At 42.0% G+C, this 12,183-nt stretch carries 9 protein-coding genes; 1 reads left to right on the top strand and 8 read right to left on the bottom strand.

Going from position 1 to position 12,183, the window contains the following annotated elements; genetic code table 11:
- Window positions 1-3 precede the first annotated feature (3 nt).
- Both V7137_RS26570 and recQ read right to left on the bottom strand, forming a co-directional pair.
- Entirely contained in the window at window positions 4-798 is a 795-nt protein-coding gene (locus V7137_RS26570; RefSeq protein WP_335700864.1) for an ABC transporter ATP-binding protein, read from the bottom strand.
- A gap of 121 nt (window positions 799-919) precedes the next feature.
- On the bottom strand, window positions 920-3,052 hold the full coding sequence (gene recQ, locus V7137_RS26565) for a DNA helicase RecQ (protein ID WP_335700851.1): 2,133 nt from the start codon (window positions 3,050-3,052) through the stop codon (window positions 920-922).
- A gap of 199 nt (window positions 3,053-3,251) precedes the next feature.
- Here recQ and V7137_RS26560 point away from each other — a divergent pair, with 199 nt between their 5' ends.
- A complete protein-coding gene (locus V7137_RS26560; RefSeq protein WP_335700850.1) occupies window positions 3,252-3,896 on the top strand; it encodes an HAD family hydrolase in 645 nt (214 codons plus the stop codon).
- A gap of 73 nt (window positions 3,897-3,969) precedes the next feature.
- Here the strand turns inward: V7137_RS26560 and V7137_RS26555 are convergent, their stop codons facing one another.
- The 6 genes from V7137_RS26555 to V7137_RS26530 form a co-directional block, all read right to left on the bottom strand.
- Window positions 3,970-5,064 (bottom strand): CaiB/BaiF CoA transferase family protein, encoded by a 1,095-nt coding sequence (locus V7137_RS26555; RefSeq protein ID WP_335700849.1) that lies wholly within the window; start codon window positions 5,062-5,064, stop codon window positions 3,970-3,972.
- A 15-nt stretch (window positions 5,065-5,079) separates the two neighbouring features.
- On the bottom strand, window positions 5,080-6,654 hold the full coding sequence (locus V7137_RS26550; protein ID WP_335700848.1) for a fatty acid--CoA ligase: 1,575 nt from the start codon (window positions 6,652-6,654) through the stop codon (window positions 5,080-5,082).
- Between the two features lie 97 nt (window positions 6,655-6,751).
- Window positions 6,752-7,909 carry a thiolase family protein gene (locus V7137_RS26545; RefSeq protein WP_335700847.1) on the bottom strand — a complete coding sequence of 386 codons (1,158 nt, stop codon included), beginning with the start codon at window positions 7,907-7,909 and terminating at the stop codon, window positions 6,752-6,754.
- A 14-nt stretch (window positions 7,910-7,923) separates the two neighbouring features.
- Window positions 7,924-9,069, bottom strand: coding sequence for an acyl-CoA dehydrogenase family protein (locus V7137_RS26540; RefSeq protein WP_335700846.1), 1,146 nt, complete (start codon window positions 9,067-9,069; stop codon window positions 7,924-7,926).
- A 144-nt stretch (window positions 9,070-9,213) separates the two neighbouring features.
- The gene (locus V7137_RS26535; RefSeq protein WP_335700845.1) at window positions 9,214-10,746 is read right to left on the bottom strand and encodes a long-chain-fatty-acid--CoA ligase; all 1,533 of its coding nucleotides are present in this window, start codon (window positions 10,744-10,746) and stop codon (window positions 9,214-9,216) included.
- Between the two features lie 178 nt (window positions 10,747-10,924).
- A partial coding sequence (locus tag V7137_RS26530) for a sigma-54 interaction domain-containing protein (RefSeq protein ID WP_335700844.1) occupies window positions 10,925-12,183 on the bottom strand: 1,259 nt, incomplete at its 5' end.

Raw genomic sequence — 12,183 nt, 5'->3', positions numbered from 1 at the left:
TGCTTAGACCTCTTGAACGATGGACACAAATTCTTCGGCCAAACCTTGATATTGATTAAAGCCTGTCAGTTGATTAAAGATCTGCTCAAGTGTCCCTTCCTTATTTTGCTCCTTCAACTCATTGAAACTGCCGTCGGCAACAATTTTTCCATCATGAATGAGAACAATGCGGTTGCTAATTTTCTCAACCACATCCATGATATGCGATGAATAAAAGATCGTCTTCCCTTGGGCAGCGAGAATCGCTAATATCTCCTTAAAGACCATGACGCTATTTGCATCAAGCCCGCTTAACGGTTCATCTAAAAATAATAAATCTGGATTATGTAGTAAACTCGAAATAATCAGTACTTTTTGGCGCATTCCTTTGGAGTAGGAAGCGATTCTAGCGTGGTACATCTCTTCGAGTCCAAAAACCTTCATCAATCGTTGCGCTTTTTCATCCGCAGTATGAAAGTCCATACCATATAACTCACCGACAAAGGTTAAATACTCCATCGCGGTAAGGTTATCATAGAGTTCAGCAATTTCTGGAATATAGCCGATTTTTCTTTTATAATCGATATTCTTATCCGTCACTTCTTCACCAAAAATCTCAACCTTACCGTTATAGTCCCCTTCAAGACCCAGCAGAATTTTAATGGTTGTACTTTTCCCTGCACCATTTGGACCAATATAACCGATAATTTGTCCGCGATAGACAGTTAAATTAATTCCTTTAAGAACGTTTTTCGTATCATAGCTTTTTTCTAAATCTTTAATTGACAGTACCACTTCTTGCTCTCGATTAAGTTCGATGCTAATCACCTCTTTTATATTTAGTAGTTTAATATTAACATAATTTACATTTCTTTCTAAGATAAATAAAAAGCACACATGAAACGGATATCACCCCATGTGTGCCTTTTCTATTACCAGCCTATTTTTGTTTACTAATAAAATAAACATAGGCTTTTATCATAAAATAGCTTACTTCTTCAGGCAGAAGTTCTTTAATTGGTTTTAGACGGTCACGTCCTGCTTCCGCTAAGGCATTTTCTAAAAGCGGCAAGTATTCAGACGGAATATATTTGGAAAAATCTACTTCTAAACCTTGCTGTGCGCATTGAAGCAAGTGGGTTTCAACCGTGCTGACCGCCAATTCCCGCTGTTCGGCAATTTCATTTATGGAAAGACTACTTTGGTGTAATTTCAACGTCTCCAAATGCGATTCGGTTACACCGGGTTTTTTGGCGGGTCTCTTTGGAGCCTTCTCAACAGATATCAACTCACTTTGGTAATCTGCATTTGTTTCACAGAAAGTACGGATCGCTTGGATAAATTCAAGGCCATACTTTTTAAGCTTCAGTTCTCCCACACCGCTCACCTGTAAAAACTCTTCCGTCGTCTTTGGCAGCCTTGCACACATATCTTTTAGGGAAGCATCAGAAAAAATCACAAACGGCGGTACCTTTTCTGATTCGGCAATTTGCTTCCTCACGTCTCTTAATACCTCAAATAATGGGTCATCCTTGGATACCTGTTTCACCTGGACGGTCTCACGGCGATGGACCTGCTCCTTACCTAAAAGGATTTCTTTTCCCTTTGGTGAAACAAACAGGGTTGGAAACTGTCCTTGTTCGATCGCAATTAATTCCTGTGATATCAAAAATTCAATGAAATCACTGACATCCTTTGAACTTCTATCCTTCATGATTCCATAGGTTGGCAGTCTGTCAAAGCCCATTTCGGTTACTTTTTTATTTTTCGACCCTGTTAACACTTGAGCTGTGATCGTTTTTCCAAAGCGCTGCCCCATCCGAATAACGCAGGACATCACCATTTGTGCTTCTTTCGTCACATCGATGCTTGTCCTAGTATCTAAGCAGTTGCCGCATCTGCCGCACGGCTCTGTTTCCGTTTCGCCGAAATATTTTAAAATAAATTCCTGCAGACAGTTTTCTGTATGGCAATAATCAACCATTTGCTGGAGTTTTTCTAACTCTTGTGTCATTCGGCTCCGATCACTAGACTGATCAATCAAAAAACGTTGAATCTGGACATCCTGCGAGGAATGGAGCAAAATACATTCGCTCTTCAAACCATCCCTGCCCGCACGGCCTGCTTCTTGATAATAGCTCTCCATATTTTTGGGCTGCTGGTAGTGGATAACATAACGGATATTGGATTTGTCTATTCCCATCCCGAAGGCAGAGGTAGCCACCATCACAGTTGCCTTATCTTCTAGAAATCGTTCCTGCTCTCGGTTTCGCTCCACATCGCCCATCCCTGCATGATAGCGGGCCGCCTTAATGTTCGCTTTGAGTAGTCTTTCATAAATTTGGTCGACATTCTTCCTTGTCGCTGCATAAATAATCCCTGCTTCTTTATCATTCCTTTTTAGATAGTCTTTGATAAACTTGTCCCGATCCTGACCCTTGATGACCGTAAAGGATAGATTTTCCCGCTCAAATCCAGTAATAATCGTATTCTCTTCATCAAGTCCTAATAAATCGCAAATATCCTCACGAACCTTTGGTGTTGCTGTAGCCGTAAGAGCTAATACCCTTGGTCTTTGCGGCAGACTTTTAATTAACTCTTGAATATGGCGATAGCTTGGCCGAAAATCATGTCCCCATTGTGATATACAGTGAGCCTCGTCCACTGCAATTAATGGGATGTCCATGCTGTAAAGGTCTTCAAGAAAATCTTGGGATTCCAAACGTTCAGGTGCAAGATATAAAAGCTTGTATTCACCTTGAATGACTTCTTGCATTCGCTTATTTGCTTCTCCATAACTTAGCGAACTATTGATAAATGTTGCGGGAATACCGACTTGATTGAGGGCATCTACTTGGTCCTTCATTAAAGAAATTAGTGGGGATATAACAATCGTGGTACCTGGTAAGACAAGAGCAGGAATTTGATAACAAATGGATTTCCCACCACCCGTTGGCATGACAGTAATTGTATTTTTGCCGGATAAAACGGAGCGAATGGCTTGCTCTTGGCCAGTACGGAAGAAACGATAACCGAAATGGGATTCTAATAAAGGCAGTGCTTTTTCAAACAACATTTTTCCTCCTTTAACGATGATATTCTTACTCTATTATACTGCTAGTCATACGATTTTCAAAAAGCAATTATTCTATAAAAATAAGTAAATATTTGCTAAAATTGAAGTCGTTTGGTAGATAATTTGTGACAAAAATAGCAATTTTTTATTATCAAACAACCTAAATATATAATGGAGCACTAGAAAGGAGGAGACCATGGCGATTAAAGCTGTAATTTTTGATTTTGATGGAACGATTATTGATACAGAGACCATTTGGTTTCATGTATTTGAGGAATTGCTAAAAGAGAAGTTCAATATAGACTTGCCCCTAGAGGAATTTGCAAAAAGTATTGGAACGACAGATGAAGTTTTTTTTCAATACTTAGAAGCACAGACTGGCATGAAGATTGATGCAGACGAAATAAATCGTTTAGCAAGTGACCGCTTCCTAGAAAAAAGGGGTATTTTAGGAGTACGTGAAGGTGTTGTCGAAAAATTAGAGGAAGCTAGGGAACTCGGGTTTAGGATTGGGCTTGCTTCCAGTTCTTCACGAGAATGGGTCGAGGGTTTCCTCAAACAGTTTAAGCTTTGGCAGTATTTCTCTGTTATTAAAACAAGAGAAGATGTCGATAAAGTTAAACCTGACCCTGCGCTCTATCTTAAGGCTTTAGAGGCATTACAGGTCGAACCGCAAGAGGCCCTGGCAATTGAAGATTCCATTAATGGAGCTATAGCCGCAATCGAAGCAGGAATGAAATGCATCGTGATACCGAATCAAGTTACATCTTTTTTAAACTTCGATGATAAAACCCTTCGATCAGAGTCCTTTGTTGATTTTAACTTTAAGCAATATATTTGAAAAACATTCCGACATTCAACCGTTAACAAAAACTAGACTGCCAAAATTACTCCTCGGCAGTCTAGTTCTTTGTTTATATCAAAATATTATTCAATATTTCATCTTTATGCTCGTTCTTTTGAGGCGGTGGGGAAATTGATTCCTGCTCTAAGTCACTGTGCATTTTTACCTGATAGTCTCCCCAGGAAGAAGCAAAGATGAGCTCTTTTTCTTGGAAGTAGGGGTTAGTGTTTAATTCCCCAATCTCTAATACAGGCGCCATACAACAATCTACCTGTTGCGCGAATTCTATCCACTCATAGAAGGTTTTGCTTTTAAAAAGTGCCGTCACCTCTTGAAAAACAGGATTCGCATCATCGGTTGTGGAAAAATGAGCTTGGATCCATTCTTCACGACCGTGAGAACGGCAGAAATTTTCCCAAAACTTTGGCTCAAGCGCACCAATGCTCATAAACCTGCCATCGCTTGTTTCATATAAAGCGTAAGAAACAATGCTTCCGTTTAAAACATTAATGCCATTTCCCGCCCCGGTTTCTTTTTCAACCATGACATGGTTCCCTAATAATGACACCAGTTGGTCGGTAATAGAGATAGAATGATAGCTTCCTTTTTCAGTTAAGGCTCTCGACACGAGTCCGGCTAAAATCCGTTCATTGGCAGCATAACCGCCTAAATAATCAGCCACTGTGATGGATGGATGGACAGGTTTACCTGCATTGTCCTTGAACTGGGCCAAAACACCGCTTAACGCCATATAATTGAGGTCATGGTTGCCCAGTTTACTTAACAACCCCTTTTGTCCATAGCCAGATATAGAGCAGTAGACGATATCTGGCTTTACTTTTTGAACTGCCTCGTAACCTAAACCGAGTTTCTCCATAACTCCTGGCCTAAAGCTTTCGACAACGACATCTGCATTAGCAATTAATTTAAGCGCGGTGTCGTATCCTTCTTTCTCCTTTAAATTAAGGATGATGCTTTTTTTCTGGCGGTTGTTAGCAAGAAATACCAGGCCATTCCCATGTTTGGACACTCCCGTATGTCGAGCAGGATCCCCTTCCGGCGGCTCCACTTTTATGATCTCCGCCCCCAGTTCTGCTAGTCGTAATGTTGCAAAAGGGCCTGGCAAGTAGTTCGTAAAATCAATGACTTTAATACCTTTTAACATAGTTAGGACCCTCTTTTACGAATGAGTTGAGCCAGGGGTGAAGAGCTCTTCGAGTTGTTTTCGTAAAACATATTTCATAATCTTCCCACTGGCATTTCGCGGCAGTACCTCACAAAATACATATTTTCGCGGACGTTTATAATTAGCGAGCTGATCGCTGTTTTTGCAGTATTCATCGAGTTCCTGCTCGGAGACATTTTGATCTTTTTTAACAACAAATGCTGTAACAGTCTCACCCCAGCGGTCATCTGGCTGGCCAACAATCGCTACATCGAGGACACCAGTATGGGCATGTAAGACGTCTTCTACCTCTCTTGGATAAATATTTTCCCCGCCGCTAATAATCATGTCATCCACTCGGTCATTGACATATAGATATCCCTCGTTATCAAGATAACCGATATCTCCAGAATGGTACCAGCCTTTATACAAGGCTTTTTCCGTCGCTTCTTCCCGGTTGAAATAACCAACCATCATACATGGCCCTTGCACAATAATCTCACCGGTTTCACCGACTGGAACGACATCATCAGGATCTGATGGACCGTCTTCTCTCGTCCGAACCACCCGAATATCGTGGCTTAGGGCGGCTTGCCCAGCAGAGCCGGCTTTCCTCAATTGATCTGTCTCTGAAAGGAAGGTAATGGCTGGACCCATTTCGGTCATTCCATAGGCTTGAATTAATGAAATACCTAGATTGTCATGGAGTGCATGGACGAGTGATGGTGCCATTGGAGCTGCACCATATGAACCAAGCTTTAGACTCGATAGATCATACTTGCTTAGATCCTCTTGAAGGAGCATATTCCACATCGTTGGCGCTGCAAAGAATTTTGAGATTTTTTCTTGTTCAATTAATTGGAGAATCTCCTTTGGATTGAATTGGTGCAAAATGACGTTACTGGCCCCCGCATGAATCCTTGGCAGGAAAGCACAATGAAGTTCCGCACAATGGAACATTGGCGCAGTTACCAATCCAACATCTTCCGCACTAAATTTGCATGCGGCAATACAGAATACACTTTGGTCAACCATATTGCGGTGAGTGTGCATGACCCCTTTCGGCCTTCCCGTTGTTCCGCTGGTATAGATAAACGCATAAAGATCAGTTTCCTTCACGTCCGCCTGAACATCCTCGGTTGAAGATGCTGCCAGTTTTTCCTGGTAACTTGCAGCATAAGCGAGTGTTTCTTCATCAATAAACCAAAAGGATGTCTTCTCAAAGCGATTAGCGATCGCTGATATGACAGGCTCTAAATCCTTTTCAAAAAGAACAACCTTTGGTTTGGCATCCGAAAGTATATAGGCTACTTCTTCTGACATTAATCGGAAATTAATCGGATTGAAGATGGCACCGATCTTTGCACAAGCGAAAAAAGCTGTCCCTAATTCTTCGGTATTGAACATGAAGGTCGATACACGATCGCCCTTTTTAACCCCTTCTTTTAAAAGAGCATTGGCGAGACGATTCACCTGTTCGCTCCATTCCTTATAAGTGTAGCGGACATTTTTCCTGACATCGTAAATGGCTTGTTTGTTCGGATGCTTTTTAACCGTCAAATCAAAGATTTTCCCAATTGTCGTCGACATTGAATCGCCTCCATTATTCATTTTTTGATAGTCTATCCGCTGATTTTCCAGGTCAATCAGCGGATTTTCCAGGCCAATCAGCGAATCTATATAACTCTTAATCTAAACGCTCAATAATTGTTGCATTTGCCATACCATGGCCTTCACACATCGTTTGCAAACCGTAGCGTCCGCCGGTTCGCTCCAGCTCGTGTATCATCGTCACCATTAGACGGGCTCCACTGCCGCCTAGCGGATGACCAAGGGCAATGGCTCCGCCATTTGGATTTAGCTTCGCTGGGTCGGCACCTGTCTCTTTCAGCCAAGCAAGGGTGACAGGGGCGAAGGCTTCATTGACTTCAAATATATCCATATCATCGATAGATAAGCCCGCCTTTTCTAGTGCCTTTTGTGTAGCTGGAATCGGTCCAGTCAGCATCAATGTGGGATCTGAGCCAACCACCACGCGTGTGTGGACACGGAAGCGCGGTTTCAAACCAAGTTCTTCTGCTTTCTCACGTGACATGAGTAATAAAGCAGCGGATCCATCGCTTATTTGACTAGAGTTTCCGGCATGAATAACTCCATCTTCTTTAAAGGAAGTGCGAAGACCGGACAATGCCTCTAAGGATGTTCCTTTTCTTGGACCAGAATCGTCTTTGATAACGGTCGTTGTTCCATCCGGAAGCTTTACCTTGATTGGGAATATCTCCCTATAAAAATACCCCTCTTCCTGTGCCTTTAACGCTTTTTGATGGCTTTCGAGGGAAAATTGATCAAGTACCTCCCGGGTAAAGCCATATTTTTCGGCAATCCGCTCGGCGGATAAGCCTTGATGAATCATTTCATATTTTGACCTTAAATTCGGGCTAAAAGGTTCTTCAGCACCTTTGTAGTTGGAACCCATCGGAACACGAGACATGCTTTCCACACCGCCTGCAATCACCACGTCCATATCACCAGCCAAAATTGCTTGTGCCGCGAAATGCACAGCTTGCTGGCTGGAGCCGCATTGACGGTCAATGGTTGTTCCCGGCACTTCGATTGGGAAGCCCGCAATTAACGCAGCTACTCTCGCAATATCGCCAGCCTGCTCGCCCGCTTGGGTCACACAACCCCAAATAACATCGTCCACAAGCGCTGGGTCAATCCCTGCTCGATTGACTAGTTCCTTTAAGGTTAGGGCTGATAAATCATCCGGACGAATATCTTTCAACACGCCATTTCTTCTTCCGACTGGTGTACGTACACCTTCAACAATAACTACTTCACGCATATATCTCTTCCTCTCTATAATCCTAGATTTTTCGCAATGATTGTTTTCATAATTTCGTTGGTCCCGGCGTAAATGCTGGAAACAGGAATGTCACGGAATCGTCTCGCAATCTCGTATTCTTCCATATATCCATAACCGCCATGGAGCTGCATACATTCTGCTGCAACCCTTTTAGCAATATCGGTTAGTTTCCACTTTGCCATTGAGACCTTCGTTACTACGTTTTTCCCTTCGATATGCTCAGCAATTAACTGATCCAAAAAAGCTCTGCCCATTTCAATTTCTGTAGCCATTTCAACAATTTTAAACTGGGTGTTTTGGAACTGGCTGACTGGTCTTCCGAACGCTTCCCTGCTTTTTACATAGTCAATCGTCATTTTCAGCATCACTTCCGATGCCGTTTGTGCACCAATCGCGACAAGAAGCCTTTCCTGTTGGAGTTTTTCCATTAAATAAAGAAAGCCTTTGCCTTTCTCACCGAGCAGGTTCTCCTTCGGGACACGGCAATCTTCAAAGATCAATTCCGCCGTATCCTGGGAATGGAGACCGACTTTGTTTAGCTTTCTTCCTCGTGAAAATCCAGGAGCATCACGCTCAATAACCAACAGGCTGACCCCTTTATGCCTTGGTACGGCATTGATGTCTGTTTTGACGGCCACCACAATAAGGTCGGATTGAATCCCATTGGTAATGAACGTCTTTTGGCCATTAACAATATAGTAGTCACCGTCCAGCTTTGCCGTTGTTTTAATATTAGCCAGGTCAGAGCCGGTGCCTGGTTCCGTCATAGCAATAGCGGTAATCATGTCACCGGTCACACATTTCGGTAACCAGCGCTGCTTTTGTTCTTCTGTCCCATAGGAGGTAATGTAGGGGACGACAATATCATTGTGGAGGCCAATCCCTACTAAACCAGAACCAACTCGTTCCAGCTCTTCATTAATGACAACCGCAAATCCCCAATCGACCTCACTGCCGCCATACTTTTCATCGATATCTGGGCAAAGAAATCCTTGCTCGCCCATCTTTTTCCAGAAAGTACGCGGAATCATCCTGTCTTCCTCCCACTGCTCATAAAAGGGATATGCTTCTTTGTCCAAAAACTTTCTTAATGACTTGCGAAATATTTCATGATCTTCATTTAAGTAAGGATGTTTCATACTCTTACTCCTTTCTGTCATTGGAAACGCTTACGAAATAGTGAAGATACCTTTACATTATTGAGATTTATCTACACATATTCGGATCATATCTACAATTTTTCAAAAACATAACTACAAATACTATTTAAAACCTGCCGAACCCTAAACATTTAGCTCCCTCATTTTCTGACGAAGCTGGTACTTCAATACTTTCCCTGAAGCGTTCCGCGGTAACTGCTCTTCGATAAAAATTTGCCTTGGAACCTTATAGCCTGCTAATTTTTGACGGCAGAAGTTTTTTAATTCATGCTCATCAATCAATGCACCTTCTTTCGGTACAATAATGGCACAAACCGCTTCTCCCCAAACCTCATCTGGTAAACCAATAATGGCAGCATCGAGGACTTTCGGATGTTCAAAAAGAACGGATTCAACTTCAACAGAATATACATTTTCACCCCCTGAAATAATCATGTCTTTTTTACGATCCACCAGCGTGATATAACCTTCCTCATCAATCGTTGCTAAGTCACCTGTATAGAGCCAGCCATTTTTCAAGGTGCTCTTCGTTTCCTCCGGCTTTTTGTAATACTCCTTCATCACCATGTCACTGCGAACGATAAATTCACCAATTACTCCAGGTACTACATCATTACCCTCTTCATTGACAACCCTTGTTTCTGTTAAGAATATAGGTTTCCCACCCTTACCGAGATGGCGTTTGTGCCCTTCTGGATCGAGGAGAATTCCGCCTGGACCCGCTTCAGTTAAGCCGCAGAGGTTATAAAATTGATCTGTTTTAAAGAGTTGAATGGTTTTTTTGACCAGTTCCGGTGCCATGGGAGCCGCCCCGTATCCGACTCTTTTAATAGAAGATAAATCATAATCTGCTGCGTTTGGTACTTGGAGAAGAAAGTTATACATGGCTGGAACTGCAAATAGGTGGGTAATTTTATGCTCTTGAATCGCTTGGAGTGTTTTTACTGGATGAAAATCTCGATGGATAATATGTGTGCAACCAAGTGCTACACCCGAAATAAGAAATAGGTTTAATTGGGCTGAGTGGAACAGCGGTGCGAGATGGAGAATTCGTTCATGCTGTCTAATCCCCATATTAATGACGACAGCAATCCCTACTTTAAAAATTTGACTATGATCAAACAGAGCACCCTTCGGACGCCCCGTCGTCCCCGAAGTATAAAGGATTTCTAAATCATCCTGCTCGGAAACCACCACTTCCGGCTCATTTTCGTTATCAGATAGAATGCTTTCATATGAATAGTATCCAGTTGTCTCAGTTGTCTTTGGTTCTCCGACGATAATAACCAAACTGACATCTGTACCTTGTTTGGCTGCAGCAATGATTGGCTCAAATTCCTTATCACACACAACCAATGATGTATCGGATTGCTCTAATATGTAATGAACCTCTGCAGCAGTAAGGCGGAAGTTAACTGGTACGGCAACTGCCCCAATTTTAGCCGCAGCAAAAAAGGTAAATACAAAGTGATCTGAATTCTTCATCATCAATGCAAGCTTGTCACCTTTATTCACACCCTGCTTCAACAAGCCGTTTGCGAGGTTATTTACTTCTTTATTAAATTTGCGATACGTATAGCTTCTTCCTTCACATTCAATGGCTAGTAATTCAGGGAACTTGCGGGCATTTTGCACTAATAGGCCTCCGATATTCATACATGGATCCTCCCTCAAATAAAAGACTTCTCTAATTTTCATGCAATATTTATGCCAATCTACACGAAATCATTATGTAGTCCCTCTGCACTGAAAAAGCTTCAACATTAAATGACGTTATGTTTTTCGTCCAAACATAAAGGACAATAAAGTGTCCATTTCCTGGACACTTTCCCCCCTATGTTAATAGTTTGTATTTTTTTATTTTTTCATATAAACCGGATCGACTGATTCCTAGTAATCTAGCCGCTTTAACCTTATTCCCTTGCACTTGGACAAGTGCCTTTTTAATCGCTTCGAGTTCCGCATTTTCGACCAGTGATACATTGAGAGAAGGTTCATTACTCGAAACCTGCTTCACAAGATAGTCGGGAAGATCTTCAAATTTAATTTTTCCATTTTCAGCAAAGGTCATCGCCCGTTCCATGACATTACGCAGTTCACGGACATTTCCAGGCCAAGGATAACTAAGCATCGCTTCTCTTGCCCTGTTATCAATTCCCGTAATGCTCGTTCCTAAAATTTGATTCAATTCAATCATGAACCGACCAATCAAATGATCTGTATCATAAAGTCGATCGCGGAGTGGCGGAGCATATAATGAAATTACATTGAGTCGATAATATAAATCCTCTCTAAACTGTCCCTCTTTGACCATTTCTTCCAGGTTACGATTGGTAGCTGCAATGATTCGAACATCCACTTGAATTCTTACCGTTCCGCCCACCCGGTAGAATTCTCTTTCTTGAAGCACGCGCAGCAGTTTGGCTTGTAATGAGAGGGACATATCACCCACTTCATCGAGAAAAAGAGATCCGCCATTCGCCAAATCAAACTTGCCAAGTTTGCCTTTTTGCCTCGCTCCCGTAAAGGCCCCTTCGTCATACCCAAAAAACTCTGATTCTAACAAATCCTCTGGAATTGCTGCGCAATTTACGACTATAAATTTCCCGGTATTTCTTGCGCTGCTATTATGGATCGCTTGGGCAAACAACTCTTTCCCTGTGCCGCTTTCTCCGCGAATAAGAATGGTTGACCTGCCTTTTGCCGCTTTGGCTGCACTTTTCTTCAATTTTTCCATATATGGATCAACGGTTAATAGATTCTCCCAGGTAAACCTTGCAGACTCTGATTTCTGAAATTGCTGATGGTAAAAGCTTGCTTTATTCTCCGCTTTTTGCAGCTTTTTAAATAATTCACTGACCTCGTTTAATTGCCTGAACACTATTTTTCCGATTGCTCCGATGACTTTTCCATCCGCTAAAATTGGAATGCGATGGACAATATATTTAATTCCATTAATCTCTAGAAATTCGCTAACCTCAGCTGTTTCAGAATGATAAACATTGTCTATAAGAAGCTCAGGCAATACTTTTGCAACTGGTTTGAAAAGAACGGATTCTGGCTGAAGATTAAATAATTCGAGTAGTGGAGGAC

This window comes from Neobacillus drentensis, assembly GCF_036962765.1.
Classification (GTDB): Bacteria; Bacillota; Bacilli; order Bacillales; family Cytobacillaceae; genus Neobacillus; species Neobacillus drentensis_C.
The sequence above is the reverse complement of the archived record's forward strand: the minus strand, read 5'-3'. Positions and strand labels throughout refer to the sequence as shown.